At 60.2% G+C, this 20,136-nt stretch carries 17 protein-coding genes and 1 pseudogene; 11 read left to right on the top strand and 7 right to left on the bottom strand.

Going from position 1 to position 20,136, the window contains the following annotated elements:
- Positions 1–48 precede the first annotated feature (48 nt).
- The gene (locus ACW5IY_RS01845; protein ID WP_088479721.1) at positions 49–759 is read left to right on the top strand and encodes a YceI family protein; all 711 of its coding nucleotides are present in this window, start codon (positions 49–51) and stop codon (positions 757–759) included.
- Positions 760–958: 199 nt separating this feature from the next.
- Here the strand turns inward: ACW5IY_RS01845 and ACW5IY_RS01850 are convergent, their stop codons facing one another.
- Complete coding sequence (locus ACW5IY_RS01850) at positions 959–1,360, bottom strand: hypothetical protein (protein ID WP_049437048.1); 402 nt, start codon at positions 1,358–1,360, stop codon at positions 959–961.
- 209 nt (positions 1,361–1,569) lie between these two features.
- Between ACW5IY_RS01850 and ACW5IY_RS01855 the strand changes: the two are divergent.
- Positions 1,570–2,321, top strand: a pseudogene (locus tag ACW5IY_RS01855) (hypothetical protein).
- Positions 2,322–2,480: 159 nt separating this feature from the next.
- On the opposite strand, the gene ACW5IY_RS01860 reads toward ACW5IY_RS01855, so the two are convergent.
- Positions 2,481–3,278, bottom strand: coding sequence for a siderophore-interacting protein (locus ACW5IY_RS01860; protein WP_049437046.1), 798 nt, complete (start codon positions 3,276–3,278; stop codon positions 2,481–2,483).
- Positions 3,279–3,338: 60 nt separating this feature from the next.
- Complete coding sequence (locus tag ACW5IY_RS01865; protein WP_049437044.1) at positions 3,339–3,899, bottom strand: PadR family transcriptional regulator; 561 nt, start codon at positions 3,897–3,899, stop codon at positions 3,339–3,341.
- A 545-nt stretch (positions 3,900–4,444) separates the two neighbouring features.
- On the opposite strand from ACW5IY_RS01865, the gene aceE reads away from it, so the two are divergent.
- The 5 genes from aceE to ACW5IY_RS01890 all read left to right on the top strand — a co-directional run bounded on the left by aceE (position 4,445) and on the right by ACW5IY_RS01890 (position 10,473).
- On the top strand, positions 4,445–7,132 hold the full coding sequence (gene aceE / locus ACW5IY_RS01870) for a pyruvate dehydrogenase (acetyl-transferring), homodimeric type (protein ID WP_049437042.1): 2,688 nt from the start codon (positions 4,445–4,447) through the stop codon (positions 7,130–7,132).
- A 231-nt stretch (positions 7,133–7,363) separates the two neighbouring features.
- Positions 7,364–8,134, top strand: coding sequence for a phosphoribosyltransferase-like protein (locus ACW5IY_RS01875; protein ID WP_152906198.1), 771 nt, complete (start codon positions 7,364–7,366; stop codon positions 8,132–8,134).
- A 541-nt stretch (positions 8,135–8,675) separates the two neighbouring features.
- Complete coding sequence (locus ACW5IY_RS01880) at positions 8,676–9,740, top strand: reverse transcriptase family protein (protein ID WP_152906199.1); 1,065 nt, start codon at positions 8,676–8,678, stop codon at positions 9,738–9,740.
- A gap of 201 nt (positions 9,741–9,941) precedes the next feature.
- The gene (locus ACW5IY_RS01885) at positions 9,942–10,115 is read left to right on the top strand and encodes a hypothetical protein (protein WP_160314080.1); all 174 of its coding nucleotides are present in this window, start codon (positions 9,942–9,944) and stop codon (positions 10,113–10,115) included.
- A 112-nt stretch (positions 10,116–10,227) separates the two neighbouring features.
- Positions 10,228–10,473: a hypothetical protein gene (locus ACW5IY_RS01890; protein ID WP_457327237.1), complete on the top strand. Its 246-nt coding sequence runs from the start codon at positions 10,228–10,230 to the stop codon at positions 10,471–10,473.
- Between the two features lie 32 nt (positions 10,474–10,505).
- Here ACW5IY_RS01890 and ACW5IY_RS01895 read toward each other — a convergent pair whose 3' ends face one another.
- From ACW5IY_RS01895 to ACW5IY_RS01910, 4 genes are all read right to left on the bottom strand, one after another.
- Positions 10,506–11,408 (bottom strand): HNH endonuclease signature motif containing protein, encoded by a 903-nt coding sequence (locus ACW5IY_RS01895; RefSeq protein WP_100049877.1) that lies wholly within the window; start codon positions 11,406–11,408, stop codon positions 10,506–10,508.
- Between the two features lie 624 nt (positions 11,409–12,032).
- The gene (locus ACW5IY_RS01900; protein WP_049437036.1) at positions 12,033–12,401 is read right to left on the bottom strand and encodes a hypothetical protein; all 369 of its coding nucleotides are present in this window, start codon (positions 12,399–12,401) and stop codon (positions 12,033–12,035) included.
- 452 nt (positions 12,402–12,853) lie between these two features.
- On the bottom strand, positions 12,854–13,279 hold the full coding sequence (locus tag ACW5IY_RS01905) for an energy transducer TonB (RefSeq protein ID WP_049437033.1): 426 nt from the start codon (positions 13,277–13,279) through the stop codon (positions 12,854–12,856).
- A 91-nt stretch (positions 13,280–13,370) separates the two neighbouring features.
- Positions 13,371–13,529 carry a hypothetical protein gene (locus ACW5IY_RS01910; RefSeq protein ID WP_162838408.1) on the bottom strand — a complete coding sequence of 53 codons (159 nt, stop codon included), beginning with the start codon at positions 13,527–13,529 and terminating at the stop codon, positions 13,371–13,373.
- Between the two features lie 646 nt (positions 13,530–14,175).
- Here ACW5IY_RS01910 and ACW5IY_RS01915 point away from each other — a divergent pair.
- The 4 genes from ACW5IY_RS01915 (at position 14,176) to ACW5IY_RS01930 (ending at position 20,017) form a co-directional block, all read left to right on the top strand.
- Positions 14,176–15,222, top strand: a complete 1,047-nt coding sequence (locus ACW5IY_RS01915; RefSeq protein WP_197638498.1) for a WYL domain-containing protein — start codon at positions 14,176–14,178, stop codon at positions 15,220–15,222.
- A 55-nt stretch (positions 15,223–15,277) separates the two neighbouring features.
- The gene (locus ACW5IY_RS01920; protein ID WP_049437030.1) at positions 15,278–16,378 is read left to right on the top strand and encodes a hypothetical protein; all 1,101 of its coding nucleotides are present in this window, start codon (positions 15,278–15,280) and stop codon (positions 16,376–16,378) included.
- Between the two features lie 63 nt (positions 16,379–16,441).
- On the top strand, positions 16,442–18,097 hold the full coding sequence (locus ACW5IY_RS01925) for a hypothetical protein (RefSeq protein ID WP_049437028.1): 1,656 nt from the start codon (positions 16,442–16,444) through the stop codon (positions 18,095–18,097).
- A 1,302-nt stretch (positions 18,098–19,399) separates the two neighbouring features.
- A complete protein-coding gene (locus tag ACW5IY_RS01930; RefSeq protein WP_100049880.1) occupies positions 19,400–20,017 on the top strand; it encodes an HNH endonuclease in 618 nt (205 codons plus the stop codon).
- The last annotated feature ends 119 nt before the right edge of the window (positions 20,018–20,136 follow it).

The following is a 20,136-nucleotide window of genomic DNA, read 5'->3' on the forward strand; positions in this document are numbered from 1 at the left end:
GCTCTTGCTGCACCGTGTACCCACCCTACGATCCGGAGAGTTCCTGAGATGAGCGCCACCCGTAAACTGCTGCTGCCGCTGGCCCTGACCCTGGCCATCGCCGCCTGCTCCAAGCCGGCCGACACCGCTGCCCCGGCTGCCGATGCCGCCGCCCCGGCCACCACCGAGCAGGCCGCCACCCCGGCGGCTGATGCCGCCGCCGCCGCTGCGCCGGCCGCCGAAGCGATCAAGATCGCCTCGGGCACCTACAAGCTGGACCCGACCCACACCGACGTGCTGGCCCAGTGGAGCCACTTCGGCTTCTCCAATCCCAGCGCGCACTTCGGCAACGTTGAAGGCACCCTGGTGTACAACGCCGAAGACGTGACCAAGTCCACCGTGGAAGTGAAGCTGCCGCTGAGCGGCCTGAACAGCTTCACCGCCAAGTTCGACGAGCACCTGAAGAGCGCCGACTTCTTCGACGCTGCCAAGTTCGCCGATGCCACCTTCAAGAGCACCAAGGTGGAAGCCGCTGGCACCAACAAGCTGACCGTCACCGGTGACCTGACCATCAAGGGCATCACCAAGCCGGTCACCCTGGACGTCACCGTCAACGGCGGCGGCGAGCACCCGATGGCCAAGGTTCCGGCCGCCGGCTTCGATGCCACCACCACCCTGAAGCGCAGCGATTTCGGCGTCGGCGCCTATGCCCCGAACGTCAGTGATGAAGTGAAGATCCGCATCACCACCGAAGCCACCGGCGAAAAGCCGGCTGCTTGATGCATCCAACTCACTCGTCGTGAGAAGGCAGAAGGCCCGCTGAAAAGCGGGCCTTCTTTTTGGGTGCCGGTAGAGCCGGCCGCTGGCCGGCTGCATGCGGGGTGCCCGATGCTGATGGGGTTGCCGGCCAGCGGCCGGCACTAACCGGTAGACGCCAACCTGCATCTGGTGGGTGCGGACCGTTGGTCCGCACGATCCCTCAGCGCAGCGCGCCCAACCATGCCACGCACGCTTCGCTTGGGCTCTGCTTGGCCTTCACCGTCATCCCGCTCACGCGCACGAAGGTCTGCGCGGCCTGCGCCACGACCTGGCGTGCGATCAGCGCGGCCTGCTTGGTCGCGGCCTGCTGCTTGCGCAGCTGCACGATGTTGATCGAAGGCCGGCCCACCGGCGCGTACTTCTGGTCGCGGCGCAGCACGTCGGCCACCTGCGCCACTTCGAACTCGGCCTGCAGGTAGCGGTGCTGTGCCTCCACCAGCTCACGCAACGGCGTGCGCAGGGCGGCGGTGTCGGCGAACGCGGCCAGTGCCGCATCGCAGGCGGCGTCATCGGTGAAGCGGGTACGCAGCGCATCCACGCTGGCCAGGGTCAGTTTGGCCATGTGGGCCTCGTTGCTGCAGGAAAGGAGCGCGATTGTCGCATTGCTTCGCGGCTGATGCGTTGAACCGGGCGACGGAGCACCTGTAGAGCCGAGCCCACGCTCGGCTCATCGCGCGCAGCGCGAGGGTTCGCCGATCGCGGAACGAAGAGCAGCCGAGCATTGGCTCGGCTCTACAATGGCCCGCTGTATCACCCACGGAAGGAAGACCCATGCAGGACGCGCAGTACTGGTTGAACGAATTCTGGTCGGGCCTGAGCGTGCTTGATCTGCTGGGCGGCAGCGTGCTCGGCACGTTGTTTGGCTTGGTGCTGGGCATCGTCGGCTGCCGCTGGTGACCGCCTTCTTCGGCCTGCAGCTGGGCTTCACTGCTGGTGCGCACCGCGCGCTGTTCAAGCAGCTCGATCACTTCCAGCCGCACCTGCAGACGCTGGTGGAAGGCTGGAGCGAAGGCTTCACCGATTCGCTGGACGACCCGCGCATGCGCGAGGCACTGCACAGCCAGGGCACGGTGGGCGATGTGGCCGACTCGATCGCCTCGGCCTATCTGAGCGAACACCCGCTGCCTGGCCTCGACCGCCTTGGCGATGGCCCCTTGGCACGCGGTGCGGGCTGGGTGATCGGCAAGGTACGCGAGGGCCTGTTACGCGGCATGGTGGAAGACACGCTGGTGGACCGGGCCGGCACCCTCGGCCTGGAGCCGAAGGTGGTGCGTGAGGCGCTGACCATGCATGTGGATGAGCTGCTGCACACCCGCGGCGTGCTGCGGCTGGTGAAGGCGCAGATCAACGGCATGATGCCGGGCGTGTATTTCGGGCTGCTGCTGCCGTTGTTGATCATCGCGCTGCTGGTGGCGCTGGAGATCTGGGCCGCGCAGCGGTTCGGGTGGACGCGGCAGGTGGCCAAGCCGCCGGTCGCGGTCCCTCCTGTAGAGCCGAGCCCATGCTCGGCTCATCGCGCGTAGCGCGAGGGCGAATCGAAAAGCAGCCGAGCGTGGGCTCGGCTCTACATGGTCAAGGGCGTGCGGACCAACGGTCCGCACCCACCCAGGAAGGTGCGTCAAAGGCGTGCGGACCAACGGTCCGCACCCACCAAGCAGGGTCCGCACCCACCGGCTGCCCGGTCAATCGCCGTCGGTTTCGTCCGGGTGGGCCTTCCAGTAGCCGGTGGAACGAATCCAGTCGCGCGGCACGCCCAGGTGGCCTTCGATGAACTTGCGCATCATCCGCGCGCGGCGCGACTCGGTGGCGATCCAGTAGTAGACATCGCCCTCTGGTGCCTCGAAGTCGGTCAGCATGTCTTCCAGCAGGGTGCTGGTCGCCGCCGGGAAGCCATTGCGCTCCAGCCAGTGGATGCGCACGTTCTCGTACTGCGGCAGGTCCTGGCGTTCAGCCTCATCGCGCACTTCGATGTACGCCTGCACCTCGGCACCTTCCGGCAGCACGTCCAGCCAGCGGGCGATGGCCGGCAGCGCGGTTTCATCGCCGATCAGCACATAGGCGTCGTAGGTGTCGGCCACCACGAACGAGCCGCGCGGGCCGCCGATCACCAGCGTGTCGCCCGGCTGCGCGCGTTCGGCCCACGGCCCGGCAATGCCCTGGTCGTGCAGCACGAAGTCGATGGCCAGCTCGCCGGTTTCGTGGTCCCACCAGCGCGGGGTGTAGTCGCGGGCGGGCGAGGGCTCCTTGCCGTCCGGGTAGCTGCGGCCTTCGGCGGTCAGCACCGGCAGCACCATCTCGCCCGCCGCGTTGGGGAAGAACAGCTTGATGTGGTCGTCGGCGCCGGGCGAATCGAAACCGGCCAGCGCGTCGCCACCCAGCACGATGCGGCGCATGTGCGGAGTGACTTCCTCGGTGCGCAGCACGGTCAGTTCACGGAAGCGCACATCCAGGCGCAGGCGCGTGTTGTTGTGTTCGGTCATGGGGATACCTGTAAAGGTGTCGCGCGGGGGCGCGCGGCATGGGGGAGGACCTGGCTGGAATCAGTCTGGCTGGGTCGTTGAAAGCGGTGATGCCTCGCTACCCGCGGTACCGTTGAGCAGGGCAGACGCCCGCGTCAGCAGCGCCGCCACTTCGTCCGCCTCGCCCTCGGCCCAGCGGCCGTGGTGGTGCACCAGCGCCCGCTTGAACTCGCGCAGGGCGCAGGCCAGCGGCGGCGGCAGCGAGGCCTTGGTGATCTCGCGGGCACGGTCGAAGGCACGTCGCTGCGCCAGCCGCACCTGGGTGCGCTGCACCTTCAGCTCGAACTCGCCGGCGGCGGTGATGCGGAAGATCCGCTTGCCGTCCACTTCCTCGGCCTCGATCCAGCCGGCCTGCTCGAAGCTGGCCAGCAGCGGGTACATGGTGCCGGCGCTGGGCGTGTAGGCCTGCATGAACTGGTTGCTGATCAGCTGCATCAGCTCGTAGCCATGGCGCGGCTGCTCGCCGATCAGGGCCAGCACCAGCAGGCGCAGGTCGCCACGGCTGAGCACGCGCGGCTGGCCGTTGCGGCGCGGCACCGCCGAATCGGTGGAACGGGCTCTGGGAGAGGGGCTTCGGCTCATTTCGATATATCGGTAAACGAGTGTGCAAACGATATATCGATATGTCGAAAGCGACAACGCCCGATCCGGCCACATGCAGGTGCAATTTGGGCCACGGCCAGCTCCTCCCACAGCAAAAGGGGCGCCCCTTGCGAGGCGCCCCGGCGATGCTGTGGAAGGGAGCAGGGCCACCGGGCCCATCACTCACGGGCCACCCTGGGCCCACGGCCACCGGCAATCCAGAGGCAGGTGCGACACGTTGTCGCCGGTTCAGTGCCGGAGTCCGGAACGCGCCCGCCGCGGCCCAGGAGTTGCCCCACAACCGTCATCGGCAGCAGTAACACTGCGTCCTGCACATGGGCGCAGCGGCCCGCAAGCGACAGCCCGCGCAGCCGCCAAGGCCCGCTGCAGGGCCGTCAAGGGCGCTTGCAAGCCCCTTGCGGACACTGGCCGGTTGCATCCATACGCCTGCGTAGCCAAGTGACGAAAGCCCTTGGTGCGCTACACTTTGCGGTCTAGAAATCTATACAACAGTCGCGCGCGTGCGTGCGGTTATGGGAGCGCTAATGAACTGGTTGAACGAGGTGCTGAACAACGACCCGAATCCTGTGGAAACCCAGGAGTGGATCGAGTCGTTGAAGGCCGTTATTGATGTCGAGGGCTCCGAGCGCGCGCATCAGCTGCTGGAAGGCATGGTGGAACTGACCCGTCGTTCGGGCGCCTACCTGCCGTTCTCTCCCACCACCGAATACGTCAACACCATCGAGCCGCAGTTCGAGGCCAAGAGCCCGGGCAACGCCGAGCTGGAATGGCGCATCCGTTCGATCATCCGCTGGAACGCGATGGCCACCGTGGTCCGCGCCAACCGCAAGCCGGGTGACCTGGGCGGCCACATCGCCTCGTTCGCGTCCGGCGCCACCCTGTACGACGTGGGCTTCAACCACTTCTGGCGCGCCCCGAGCGAGAACCACCCGGGCGACCTGCTGTTCATCCAGGGCCACAGCGCCCCGGGTATCTACGCGCGTTCCTTCCTGGAAGGCCGCATCAGCGAAGAGCAGCTGGACAAGTTCCGCATGGAAGTGGACGGCGGTGGCCTGTCCTCGTACCCGCACCCGTGGCTGATGCCCGATTACTGGCAGACCCCGACCGTGTCGATGGGCCTGGGCCCGCTGGCCGCCATCTACCAGGCGCAGTTCATGCGCTACCTGGAAAACCGTGGCCTGATCGAGAAGTCCGACCGCAAGGTGTGGTGCTTCATCGGCGACGGCGAGAGCGACGAGCCGGAAACCCTGGGTGCCATCGCCCTGGCCGGCCGTGAAGGCCTGGACAACCTGATCTTCGTGGTGAACTGCAACCTGCAGCGCCTGGACGGTCCGGTGCGCGGCAACGGCAAGATCATCCAGGAACTGGAAGGCGTGTTCCGTGGCGGCGGCTGGAACGTGATCAAGCTGCTGTGGGGCGGTTACTGGGATGCCCTGCTGGCCAAGGACACCAATGGCGTCCTGAAGAAGCTGATGATGGAAACCGTCGACGGCGAATACCAGAACTGCAAGGCCTTCGGCGGCGCGTATACCCGCGAGCATTTCTTCGGCAAGTACCCGGAAACCGCTGCGATGGTGGCCGGCCTGAGCGACGACGACATCTGGCGCCTGAACCGTGGTGGCCACGACCCGCACAAGGTGTACGCCGCCTACCACCAGGCCGTGAACACCAAGGGCATGCCGACCGTCATCCTGGCCAAGACCGTGAAGGGTTACGGCATGGGCAGCGCCGGTGAAGCACTGAACCCGACCCACCAGACCAAGAAGCTGGACGACGAAGCGGTGCGCCACTTCCGCGACCGCTTCAACATTCCGGTGACCGACGCGCAGCTGGCCGACGGCCAGGTGCCGTTCTACCACCCGGGCCCGGATTCGCCGGAAGTGCAGTACCTGCAGGAACGCCGTGCCGCGCTGGGCGGTTACCTGCCGCAGCGCCGCCGCAAGGCCGACAAGACCTTTGTGGCGCCGAAGCTGGAAACCTACGACCGCCTGCTGAAGAGCAGCGGCGAGCGCAGCTACTCCACCACCATGGCCTTCGTGCAGAGCCTGAACATCACCCTGCGCGACAAGGAACTGGGCCCGCACATCGTGCCGATCGTGGCCGACGAAGCCCGTACCTTCGGTATGGAAGGCCTGTTCCGCCAGATCGGCATCTACGCGCCGTTCGGCCAGAAGTACAAGCCGGTGGACGCGGACCAGCTGATGTTCTACCGCGAAGACCAGAGCGGCCAGGTGCTGCAGCAGGGCATCAGCGAGCCGGGTGCGATCAGCTCGTGGATGGCCGCCGGTACCAGCTACTCGGTCAGCAACGTGCCGATGCTGCCGTTCTACATCTACTACTCGATGTTCGGCTTCCAGCGCGTGGGCGACATCGCCTGGCAGGCCGCCGACATGCGTACCCGCGGCTTCCTGCTGGGTGGCACCGCCGGCCGCACCACGCTGAACGGTGAAGGCCTGCAGCACGAAGATGGCTTCAGCCATCTGGTGGCCGGTGGCATTCCGAACGTGCGCAGCTACGACCCGACCTTCGGCTTCGAAGTGACGGTGATCCTGCAGCACGGCACCAAGCGCATGATGGAAGACCAGGTGGACGAGTATTACTACGTCACCCTGATGAACGAGAACTACACCCACCCGGAAATGCCGGAAGGCGCGGCCGAAGGCATCGTCAAGGGCATGTACCTGCTGACCGACGCCGGCAAGCCGAAGAAGGGCGAGCTGCGCGTGCAGCTTCTGGGCTCCGGCACCATCCTGCGCGAAGCCATTGCCGCCGCCGAGCTGCTGGACAAGGACTTCGGCGTGACCGCCGATATCTGGAGCTGCCCGAGCTTCAACGAACTGCGTCGCGATGGTTTCGACGTGGAACGTGCCAACCGCCTGCATCCGGAAGGTGAGCAGCGCAAGGCCTACGTGACCGAGCTGCTGGAAGGCCGCCAGGGCCCGGCGATTGCCGCCACCGACTACGTGCGTGCGTATGCGGACCAGATCCGTGCGTTCGTGCCGATGTCGTACACCGTGCTGGGTACCGATGGCTTCGGTCGTTCGGATACCCGTGCGAACCTGCGCCGGTTCTTCGAGGTGGATCGTTACTACATCGCGCATGCCGCGATTGCGGCGCTGGCGAAGGAAGGGAAGATGACCGCGAAGGATGTGGCCCGGGCGATCAAGCAGTACAAGATTGATCCGGAGAAGGCTAATCCTGTTGGGGTTTGATTGAAGTACTAATTGAAGAGTTCCGACAACAGCGGGCGGCCAACTGGTCGCCCGTTCTTTATGCATGGCTATATTGAAATTCGAAGCGGGAGTTTAGGAGAGACAAGCTAGGCCCAGTTCAACAATTCGCGACGTCATCAATCTTGAGTCCAGTTCGAGATTGTGATTTGATCTCACGTGCATTGGATGCGTATGGGAGGGGGCGTGCTGGGTGCGAGCGAGCTACTTAGGTTGGGTGAATTGCTAGAAAGTCTCGGCATTCAAGATTCAGGGGATGCGTTGATCTCACTCCTTAGTCATCAGGATTCAGAGGGTAGACAGCTGCTGTTCTCGCTACTGTCGCGGTTTGATGTGTGTCAGTTTGGTCAGTATCAAAATAAAGCTCATGAAGTCGCCGACATTGTGATGGAGCGACTGCCTCCATCAATTGGGAATGTGCTTCTTCTCCCTCTTTTAGGTGATGTTCCTGCCCGGAAGTCAAAAAGTGGAGATGCGATCTCATGGCTAATGAGTCGTAGGCTTAGAGCAAACGTAGAGGCGTCTGGTCGACAATTTGCTATGGCATCTGAGCATATCCCAGATGCGCTGCTTGGTCGGGCGGCGAGCACTGCATTCGTAATGGTTGATGACTTCATCGGGAGTGGGAAAACGGCGCGTAAAGCTGTTGATCGCTTGGTCGGATTGGGGGTGCCTGGAGCGAACATCTACGTGTGCTCTTTCGTCGGCATGGTGCGCGGGGAAACGGTGCTGCGTGAGGCTGGTGTAAACTGCATAATGCTGTCTAAACAGGCGCGCGGGATCTCTGACGCGATCAATATTGACGATAAAGCTGCGGCGCTCGAAATGATGGCAAGAATGGAGGAGAGGAATGGAGTTAGAGACGGCTTTCGGCTCGGTTACGAGCAGAGTGAGTCCTTGGCTCTAATGTGCTTCTGCCCAAACAACACTTTCCCAGTTTTTTGGTGGGATGGACCGGTATGGAATGGGGCATTTAGTCGGTGAGTAATTCTGATCGTAGTAGCTCGATCGAAAGGGCGGTCCTCGCGCTGGTCGCTAGACGAATCTCAATGGCTCATGTCATGGATGAGGGATTCACTTCCGGGCAGGTAATGAGAGAGTTGTTGCGGCTGGAGGATGCAGGGATGATTCTCAACCGAGAGGAAGGGTTAGCGCTTACTGAAGGAGGGGCGGCGCTACTTCAGGGAGCTCCAGTGCCTAAAAATGACGGGGACTGGATTGTGCCTCTCGCTGGGGTGAAGGTTAGAGCCAAGCTAACGAACTTCGAGCCATTCATTCCGGGTCGTCGTGTTATCCTTGATTAGATATCTGCAAAGGAGCATGTAGAGAGTGGGTGTTCAAGTTAGCACATGCCGAAAGGCAAGGCCGGCGAGTCGCCGAGCCTGAAGCGAACTATCATTCAAGCCTCAGGCCAAAAGCGTCATTGCGAGCAGGAGCTCGCAACGCCGTTTTGGCCTGCGCCATGAAACCGGCGCACTGAAGCCGAAAAGCACGGCTTCAGTGTCAGAAGGAAGGAAATAGTAACTTGAACGCCCACTCCCTCCATGCTCTTCCATCGTTCGAAGAATATAAGAAATTGTTCGTTGAACGATATGTTATGAGATATGGCAATGGCTCCGATGATGGGTTTTTGGAGCGGTGCCTTGAATATTCGAAGAATCTTCTCTCCAACGGTTTGCCCGTGATCTTTAGTCGGCAGCATCTCTGTGCGCTGTTGGGGTATGAGGAAGGATATATAGATGCTGTCGCGAATTCCCCTCATCTTTATTATCGGGAATTTGAAATACCAAAAAGGTCCGGTGAAAAGAGGCTGATCTCCGAGCCCCTCCCGTCGCTCAAGGAGGTACAGCGTTGGATCTATAAGGAAATTCTCCTGCGAGTGCCAGTTTCTAGCGCAGCAAAGGCGTTCGTTCCTCGTAGAAAGGTAAGAGACGCGGCGCGATTTCATGCGCGTCAGAAGCATGTATTGAAAATAGATATTGCAGATTTCTTTCCTAGTATTACTAGGGATAGGGTTTTTGGTATATTTAGGTTGATTGGATACTCATCGGAGGTTTCCAGTACGCTTGCTCGTCTCTGTTGTGTAAATGAATCTCTTCCTCAGGGAGGGGTTTGTAGTGCTTATCTTTCCAATGTTGTACTTAGGTCTTTGGATGGGGATATTCTTAAATACTGCCGAGGTAGGTCTCTAAGGTACACGCGGTATGCTGATGATTTCATATTTTCAGGCGATTCTATAGATTATGGGTTTGTTAAATTTATCTCGTCATTGATTGTGAGTCACGGATTTAATGTGAATCCGAAGAAGACCACGGTTATGGGTAGGGCATGCAGGCAGGTTGTCGTTGGTCATGTCGTGAATGATCGTGTGAATGCGCCGCGAGAATATAGAAGGCGGTTGAGGCAGATTGCTTACTTTATCGCCAAGCATGGAATGGATAGTCATCTTTCTCATATATCCGAAAATAGGTCCGGTGCGAGAGAGCATTATTTAGGTAGAGCGAGTTTTGTAATTTCGGCAAATCCACGTGATAGAGACGCTTTGTTCCTTCGTAATGTCTTGACCTGCCGTATGGTGGATATCGAATGAGCTTCGATGCGACATATGCGTGGAGGACAAGGTGGTTTGCTTGTGTCCCGGAGTCCTCCGCATTCTAGTGGTCTGGTCGCCAATCATCGGCTGCTTCGTCGGTTTCGCTAAGCTCACGTCTCGTTAGAAGAGCTGCTATTCAGCGTCAATTTCAGCGATCTGCGTACTACTCCTTCGCTCTATACGGAATCTTTGCTTGCAATGAATGCGGCCGATTTGTCAATGGACCGCCGGATCGAGATTATTTCGGAATTGGCGATAGTTCCCGTGCTGTTCTATCGTCGCAGCGTGCTTCCCCAAGGATCATTCAAAGGAGGAGCGGTGCCTGAAATGGACGTCCGCTGGCTACGAGGCGTCGGTGTGGTGACCCACTGATTTCCTGCTCAGGTGTTGCTCTCCCCGAAAGAGACGCCGATGAGCGAAATGATGGAAGAAGAGATTCAAGTGCTGGACTGCCCGGCGTAAGTCGGCGCTGGTCCTTGATATCATCCAGGGCAAGACGACGGTGGCCGTCGCCAGCCGCCAGTTCGATCTGGCTGCGGCGGAAATCGAAAGCTGGGTCGAGGACGGCAAACGCGGCAGGGAAAACGCCCTGCGAGCCAAGTCCGAGGATGTGCGCGAGCAGAACGAGCGGCAACCGGAGAACCTGCAGGGAAGCGTACGACGAGGCAATGCTGGTGATCCGCGCCCGAAAAAGGGCTGGCATCCCGGTTGGGAAAAGAACGGGAGCTGATGTGCTTGATCTATCATCGCCCAACTTGACCCTCAGGATTTCTGTGAGGAGGTTTGGCGCCGATCAAAAACAACAGCTCGATGAAATTCCAAGAAGCTGAGCTGCTTCGAGGAGAAGACTCCATATCGAAGTGATGTATCCAAGTTCAAACCGAGCCGAGCTTGTACGCCGGTAGGTAGGGCATTCGAAACTAGTAGGCGACCGCTCGCCGAAAAGCTAATCCACCCCCGATCAAACAGCAGGTCCGCATGCGGAGCCAGCAGAAGCCCGTTCTCGCCATCAACGCGCTCGCTGTGAGTGCTATCCGCCCATGGCTTGATGTGGCTCGCACGGAGGAATCTGAGGTCCTCAATGCCGGTGAGCCGGCAACCCTTCTCAACGCCGATCAGGCGCTCGCGGAAGAGGCGTTGCTTCGTCCGCACTTCGGTTTCGCGTCTTGTGCTGGTGGCGCCGACGTCATCGACAGCGGCATCGATCTCAGCTTGCTCCGACTCACTTGCCGCGAGGCCCAGTGAGGTCTCCAGTGATCTCAAGCGGAACACGATCGCAGACCTTGGCTGCCCTTCTCGATCTGGCGTGTCAGGTTGAACGTAGGTGGACAGACACAGGAACCTACCGAGGTACCGGTAGGGTCGCCCCTTGCCCATCATCTGAAACACCACGAGCGTCTTGCCATCTTTGACGTGCTCGCCGATCGCTCGGTTGCCCGCCACATACTTCATGTCTCCGACTTGACCCTCGCCGAAGTAATGAAATACTTCGTCGTCGTCCCAGAAGTCATGGTAGCCGTGAGACACGCCGGCCTCGCCAGTGAACGCGATGACTAGCGGATGCTCTTTGGGTGTCGAAATGCCGCCTTGCTGTTGCCCGCCAAATACGCCATGGATCTGCTTTTGACGGTTGTAGAGCGCGCCCACTTCGAATGGGAGTTCCATCCTAGATCCCTGTCCCAGAAGCTAACTGCTCAGGATTCTAGCCAGAACCAGGTTCCTTGTGTCATTGGTTGACGCGTTTGGCTGCCTCGACAGGGTGCAGATGGGGGGCTACTGGGACGCAGACCTAGGGCAGCTGTTCTCAGGTGCGCTCAAGTTCCTCCTGCGTCTCTCTGGTGAGCCCCATCCATCCTTCCAGCGCTGTAGCTCCATTGCAACGCCTGCGACCGTAGACATGGTGACTATTAGAAGACTCGGCCCAGAGTTGTCCACGAACAGAATGGCATCGCCAAGTACGCTCATATCAAAGAAGCGTCTACTGGAATCATGTTTTTCGATGGTGACGCCTTGGCAAGCCAATGCTTCGGCAAAGCTCTCGGCGTCGGCCTGGAACAGGGCAAACTCCGAGTCGGTGAGTCTTGGGTAGTTCTCAAAACTCATTGCGGTGGCCGGCGTGTACGTCCCTCCAATGATCAATCCCAATAGCGCTGCCGCCGTCAGGGCAAGCAAAGTCCGGCTCGGCATAGTGAGGCTAGTGTTAGAGGCTAAAGGCTCAGACAGCGGTGAATGCTTCGGACCGTGCATACGATCCGTGCATTGCATTCGATGTGCGCAGAGAGGAGCGCTCTACTCCCGCACCTGCAACCGCTCAATAGCCTGCGCAGTCAACGCCACGCACGCCAACTTCAACCCTTCCATCACCCGATCCCCCAGGTACTCCTCGGGTGCACCGTTCTGCCGCGTGCGCTCCGCAGCCAGCATCAGCTCCGCCACCACGCGAAGACCCGCCAGCGCGCAATCCGCGTCCGCCAGCTGAAGACAACGCCCAGGCAGTTGATGCCGCTCCGGCCAAGGCTGGCCATCCGCAGCTGCACCGGTTCCGATGCGGTGCAGCGTGGCGACGAAGGCGTTGGGATCGACGGAACGTTCGCGTTCGGGTTCGGCGTTGTCCGGATCGTACTGCGCGTGCAGGGAACGGAAGTCCGATGTGTTCATGGCAATGCTCCGTACAGGACAGACAGCAGCGCCACCAATAAAGGTGGCGGACGGTGCGGGCTCGAAAACCGGTATGTACCAGACCGGCGGATCCGAAGATCCCCACGCACCGCCCGCCATGGAACGCGAACGGATTGCCAGCCGGCGCCACACAAAAGGTGACGCCGGCCGGCAAGCGCATACATCTGGTACATAGACGGGTTTTCGAGTCCCGCGCCACCCTTTTCCGGTGGCACGCCAAGAGATACCCGTGCAGCAACCAAATGCCAAGAAACCACAGGACTGATGATTGCCAGTCCTGACGCTTTCGGCATTGTCGCACACGGTGTTAAGCCAGCAACCGATTGCGCCGCAATGGTCTTGAAGGGCTTGGCGCTATTGGCCCCAAGCGCAGGAGCGCCCGCAGCCAGGGCGATGGCCTAGTGCCAATCGCGACAGATTGAACCAGCGGTTCAGCCCGGCGGCGCCTCGGTCGTGGGCGCGAAGGTCAGACGGACCCGCACCCGCGCATGCAGCGCGACGCCCTCAACCACGACCGGATCAAAGCGCCACTTGTCCACGGCGTTAAGGGCCGCACGATCCATCTCCCGCAGCCCGCTGGACCGCGCCACCATCACGTTGGAAACGTGGCCCAGCTCATCCAATTGGGCAACCAGCAGCACCTGCATGGGAGCCTGCAGGAAGGTATCGGGCGGCGTGGTAGGGGCCGTTGAATACTCAATGGCAGGTGCCTGCTGCAGCTCGAAGGTGGGGTTGTCACCGCGCTCCACGAACACCTCAGTGGAAACCTGCGGGTCTGCCGCCATGGCCATGGCAGGTGTAGCGCCCAGCAGCATCAGAACGAAGTTCAGTGCCAGGGCGGTGTTGAAGTGGGGCATACGTGGTTTCCATTCCGGCGCGCTGCCAGCATAGCGGCCATCCCCTGGCATCGCTTGCCTTGAATGCCGGCGTGCGGGATCTCCACGCGGATCACATAGGCGCGCCAGGCCGTGGCCACAGCGCATCGTCACGCTCCAGGTCGTAGTCGCTGCCGAACGCCAGTGCAGCCTCGCGTGGCGGGAGGTCTGCGTAGCAGCCCAGCAGGTATTCATCCATGTGGGTATTGCGGTGGTCCGCAGCCACAGACATTGCGTGCGTCGTATCAGCGAAATCAGCCCTGCCGCCGCCGATGAGTAGGATCGACAACAGAAGTACCAGCGAATGCACCGCCGGGTGCCGATTGCTGTGAAATTCGTCAACCAGCCGCCGAAGGCACCCGGACGCAGAGAGCTGTCGCAAATGCCCGAATCTCCGCTTCAGATTGCCATCGCATTTGCCATTGGGAAGTTAGCGGCGCCGCAAAGCGGATCTTTAGGCTTGTTTCTGGTCCCCATGAGTTGCATAAATTCCTATGGAAATCAGGGCCATCCTGTCGCTCCAATGTCGTAGACTCTGCAAAAATGGATTGGCCCACAGGGGGGCTTGAGATGAAAGGGAATTCTCTTGTGCCGGCAGGGATACTGCCGCATGGGCCAGGCGCGCCGCACGCCGCCAGGCGCTCCATGGTTTCTAACCAGCCTCAACTTCGGCGGACCAAGGCGATGGCCTTACCTATGGCTGCGCGGTAACGGGCAACGACGCCTGTACCCAAGCACGCGCCACACCCGCACCACCGATCATTTGAATCTCAGTCGTACTGATCAGTATGAGACGACACGGATTGTCGCGTGCTCCCCGCAGTCTGTTCCCACACTTTGAGGGGGGCGGCGACTTAGGTCGGGCCCAGCAAGGAACCATGAGTCAACGCTCAAACAAGGACCCACTCGCCAGGAATCTTGTCCTGTTGCGCCTGATTCCGCGCTATCCGCGCAGCATCTCCACAGTTGAACTGCGTGATGCACTGTGGGCGGAGGGTTTTGATATTAACTTGCGCTCGTTGCAGCGCGATCTCTCCGGAAAGCTGAGCACGCTCTTCCAGCTGGTATGCAGCTCAGAAGACAGTGATGAGGCTGTGCGTCGCTTGCGTCCTTATCGATGGTCATTTGCTGCAGGCGCCCAGACGACGGTTCCTTCCGTTAGTCCGGCGGCCGCATTGGCAATGACCATGGCCGAAGAACACCTCCGTCATATTCTCCCGCCTTCCGTTCTCGATCTGCTGGATCCGCACTTCAACGAGTCCCGTGCTCTGCTGCAGGCCATGGACCACAACGGTCTCTCGCAGTGGTCTCGGCGTGTTCGGGTAGTGCCGCCCGTGAAGCCTCTGCAACCGGCTTCGGTTGTGCCGGAGATCTGGGACCGCGTTGCCACCGGTCTTCTCGCCGGTCGCGTGCTTCAGGTTCGCTATCTCAGCCGCGCAAAAGAGACCCCGGCCGAGCTGATGCTTCATCCCGCGGGACTGGCGTCACGGGGCGCGACGACCTATCTGATTGCTCGCGTTGGCGACTTTGATGATTTTCGGCACTACGCCTTGCATCGCATCCTGGACATCTCCGTGAAGGAGGAGGAGGCCGATGATCGTGGCTTCGATATGCCGAGCTATCTCCAGTCGGCTGCCTTCAGCCCTCGCAACAGCATCGGGACCACAGAGCTGCATGCTGAAGTGCATCCGCATCTGGCCTGGGCTCTGGCCGAAACGCCGCTTGCCACCGGGCAGCAACTGCAGGCCATCGAAGGAAGTGACTGGCAACGGCTGCGGGTCCAGGTGACTGACGACCAAGAGATGATCACTTGGATTCTGGCCCAGGCCGAGCGCATCCGTGTAATTGAGCCAGATTCCCTCCGCCAGCGCATCGCAGTCCGAGTACAAAGCGCAGCAGCAGCTTACCTGCTGACAGACGTCTGATTCACACCCCCAAAGCTGTTCGTACCCAACACCACCACTGCCAGGAAACAAGGACATGCCCCTACCTATCATCATCGGACTCGGCGCTGCGGCAGCCCTCTCGGTTGGCGCCAAGAAGGTCTACGACGGCTACAAGAAGCATAGTGAATCGGACGACATCGCCGATGCCGCGCGTTCGCGCTATCAGGTTCGTCGAGAGCAGTTTGATCGCCAGGAGGCCAAGGCACTTGAGTCGCTCGACGCGCTTGGGCAGTTGGAACTGAGCATCGGAAAGGACTTCGAGCGCTTCTCATTGCTGTCGGCGGCATTGTTGGAGCAGCTCAATCAGAGCCGCGATCTGAAGCTCGAGGTCAAGCTGCCACGGCACACGTTGCAGAAGGTCGAGGCCTATGCGTATTCCGCGGTGGGCGTGCTGGGGAGCATTGCCGGCGCGGGCGCTGGTGGTGTTGCCGCTGGCTTCGCCGTGTATGGCGGCGTGATGACGTTTGCTGCGGCTTCAACGGGCACCGCAATCTCCAGTCTGGCGGGTGTTGCGGCGACGAACGCGACGCTGGCAGCGATAGGTGGAGGATCGCTGGCTGCTGGTGGGATGGGTATCGCGGGCGGCACGGCCATCCTCGGCGCCGCGGTAGCCGCCCCCATCTTCGCCATTGCGGGTTGGGCCTATGACAGCCATGGCGACAAGGCGTTGAAGAATGCCAAGCAGTCCAGCATTGAGGTCGACAAGGCTGTTTCCAAGATGGAAAAGGCAGGCGTTTCACTTGCGAGCACTGCGCTGTCAGCACGCAAGGTGAAGGCGGCGTTGGAAGAGATCCGCGTCAACTTCGAGCGCTACCTCGATACGCTGGAGGGGATGGACAGTCTCGTAGGCGGTCTGAAGCGCCTGGGTCGGAATGTCGACGAAGAGCTGTCGAAGTTTGAGGACGAGATCATGCTGGCCATCGGCAATGGCTACGCGTTGGCGGCGATCCTAACCGACATCATTTCCACGCCACTGTTCAAGGTCAAGATGAAGGATGGCGATGTGGTGGTAAGCACCGATGGCGTGCCGCAGATGGAGACTGACGCGGATGGATCGATGATTCTCAACAAGGACGACATTGACGCGGCCTTGGCCGAAGGTCGCAACAGCGCAATGCGATTCAACCCCCAGTAAGCATCCAGTGGCGGGTGCTCGACATCCGCCATCTTCATCAAATCTCCTCATTTGGACTATCCCATGATCTCATCGTATGCAGATCACGATTTCGACTGGATGCCCCAGTTGGAGAAGACCGTCGTGAACAGCCTGGCGACCAGCTTTGGCCTCGACTTCCTGTTGCTTCAGGATAAGCAGGGGGGGGATGTGGACACCATCCACAATGTTCGTCAGGGGCACTACGTGGCGGATGGTGACAGCGGTGCCGCCAATACCGAAAGGCAGCGGTATGAGAACCGCGGGGAGTACGACACCACGGCCTATCACACCCACAACAACTATAAGGACCAGGGCAGAGCAGACAAGGCGAGTCATCAGGCCGGCACGCTCAGTGACCCCTATCGTGGGAAGGCCATGGGAGCGGAGGACAAGCGCGCCTTGGATCATGTCATCGCAGCCAAGGAGGTTCATGATGATCCTGGGCGCGTGCTGGCGGAGCTGGATGGCGTAGAGCTTGCCAACCGATCCAGCAATTTGCAGTCAACGCACCAGACCATCAACTCATCCAAAGGCGCCAAGCCGGTGGACGCGTATCTGGCGGACGTCTCCAGAACCATCAGGGAGAATGAGCGAAAGATCGCGGCATGGAAGCGGGAGCTGGACGCGATGCCGCGCGACACCCCGGAACAGCAGCATCACGCAAGAACCTTGGAGGCCGGTATTGCCAAAGTTGAAAAGCGCAATGACACGCTGAAGGACATTGACCAGGACGGAATGCGTCAGCGTGATGCTGAGGCCCGTGATGCCTATGAGCGTGAGGTCAACGTTGCCTACTACACCGGTAGCAAGTTCCTCAAGAATACTGCCTATGCGTCCGCGAACTTGGGGATGCGAATGGGACTGCGCCAGGTCCTGGGTTTGATTGCGAGCGAGGTTTGGTTTGAGCTGCGGGCAAAACTGCCGTCAGCACTGAAGGGGCTGAAGCGGCGCTTCACGTTCGAGCGATTTCTTCATAGGGTAAGTGCGCTGCTTAGTGGCATCTGGCGTAGAGTTCAGCGCCGATTCCGCGACTTGCTTGCGGAGTTTGGAGATTCTTTCCTTGGCGGCGTTGCGGCCAGCATCACCACGACGGTGTTCAATATCTTCGCAAGGTCGGCCAAGAACACCGCCAAGATCATCCGCGAGATGTGGGGGGCGCTGGTGAAGTCGATCAAGATCATGTGCCTCAACCCGGGCAGGTTGAATGACATCGATCAGAAGCGGGCAGCACTGGAAGCACTTACTGTGGGTGCAGGGGCGATCGCGGCTTCACTGGTTCTGAGTCAGTTGGCAGCGCTTTCTGCGACCCCAATCATCGGCGGTCCGCTGGTTTCGTTCCTGGCGGCGCTGGTGAGTGGCGTGGTGACCTTGGGCTTGACCTGGTCACTTCTGCACAGTCCTCTGGCCGCAAAGATATGGGACTTCATGGCGCGCAGCGCACATGTTCAGACTCTGGCGGACTTCATCGAGATCAATCGCCGACTTGATGCCTACCTGATGGAACTGGCTGCGATTGAACTGAATGTTGATCCGTGCGCGATGGTTGAATTTGCTCAGGACCTGGCGGCCTGCAACGCTGAGTTCGAACGCTCGTTGGTGCTGGCGACTGAGATCGAGCGACGTGGCATTGAATTGCCATACGAGGTTGGCAATGTATCTGGCACGCGCGCGTGGCTTTCTGGACTGGCTAGGGCGTGAACGCGCCGTTTCCGTGCAGCGGCTGTGGACTTTGTTGCCAGCAGGTCCATGTGGCTGAGCAGACGCGTTTCCTGGACAGAGGCGATGGAGTCTGCCGCCATTACTGCGAAGATAATCGGCGCTGTGGCATATACGAAGATCGACCCGACATTTGTCGGGTCGATCTTCAATTCCATAGGCACTATGCGGCAACAATGTCCTGGGATGCCTTCGTTGAGATCAACGTGCAGGCATGCCGCTTTCTGCAGGCTCAGGCTTCGCCAGAGTCTGATCAGCGCAGTTCCTGATCGATTGCTGACGGATCATCGCGATTGGCCAACCAGTGGCCAACGTCGTAGAGCGCAAATCCGTATACAACAACCGCCCCAATGATTCTGAACATCGCACTTCCTCTTCTTGGTTGAGGGGAGTTGGCTTCCCTGCCTCAAACGATTCCATCGAAGTCCATTCTGTGTGAAGTTGCGACAACATGTGTCGCAGGTCTGAACTTCTGGCATGGAGCTTCAATTCTCCCGAGATCCTACGTTCTGCCAAGACACGGGGCTCGGCGCTTGAGCTGGCCACAAGCGCATCTACATCACCAGCCTTCTGACCAACCTGCTGGTGGGGGGCGATTCGAGCAGATGGTAGCGCAGCACAGAATCGGCGCCGAGCCATTGGACTGGGCGGCAAGCGCCTGTTCGTGCCCAACCACGATGCGGGCACGGCTAGAACGGAAAGTAGTGCTAGCTACCAGAAGGTGGCGATCTACCCGGTCGCGCCCGCCCGTAGAGCCTGCTCCCCGGCGCGAAGAAAAAAGTGCTCTTCGTGAGTATCAGGGCCAGCGAAAGGAGCGTGGACGAGCGCGCGGTGCGGGGCCGGTTGCAAGACGTGTTGCCACGTTGAGGCAAGGAAGGCGGAGCTTCCTCTGCCGAATACTGTACTTGCCAGAAACGTGCTGATTACGACATCGAAAGGTACTATCCCGTCTCGGAGGCCAGTTGGCCGCATCAACTAGATGAGACAGGGGAAGCACGGATGGCGTACTGGTGGGTGAACCAAAAGCAGACGTTTGATCGGGCAGTTAAGGCAGGCTATTTGTGGTCGCCGAAGACCAATGTGGAGGGGAAGACGAATCCCTTCTATGAGCACATGACCCAGGTGCGGCCGGGCGATGTGGTCTTTGCGTTTGCCAACACTCGAATCAGGGCGGTTGCGGTCATCAATGGGGTGCACTAAGCGAAGGATCGTCCTGATGAATTCAGGAAGACGGACAACGAATGGCGCAAGGACGGCTGGGCCGTTCCGGTGGACTATCACCTAATGGAAGTGCCGCTAAAAGTGAGCGATCACATGGCGAAGATTGGGCCGCGTCTTCCGGAAAAGTACTCTCCGCTGAAGCTGGATGGAAAGGCTAACCAGGCCTATCTGTTCCCTGTGCCCGAGGCGATGGCCACTGAGCTGTTGGCGCTGCTCAATGTTGACATTGACCAGCTGGGTGATTGGCAGGACGAGGTGTCGGTCAAGCAAATTAAGGAAGACAACAATATTGGTGAAACCGTAAGGGCCCAGCTGATCAATGCCAGAGTGGGACAGGGTATCTACCGGAAGAGCGTGAGTGACATTGAAAAATCCTGCCGCGTTACTGGTACGAGTGAGCCCAAATTTCTGATCGCCAGCCACATCAAGCCCTGGGCAAAGAGCACCAACGACGAGCGTCTTGATGGGAACAACGGCCTCATGCTGGCACCTCATATCGATCGGTTGTTCGATCGCGGGTACATCTCGTTTGAAGATGACGGCCGACTAGTTGTGAGCAGTCAGTTGCCAGAGGCGGTGCGCTTGAAGTGGGATATTGTGCAGAAGATTTCGAACGTTCCGTTCTCCGCGGCGCAGGTCTATTACCTGAACTACCATCGAGATGTGCTGCTGCGTAAGTAGGTGGGAATCGTCGATCGTAGGCATCCCAAAATTAGGGGTGCCTGCAATCGGAGGGGTTTGGCCGATAACGGCCCGAATCGCTCATTGCGCTGGTAATTGTCTGAGCAATTCACGGTGGT

The organism is Stenotrophomonas sp. C-A (genome assembly GCF_054030835.1).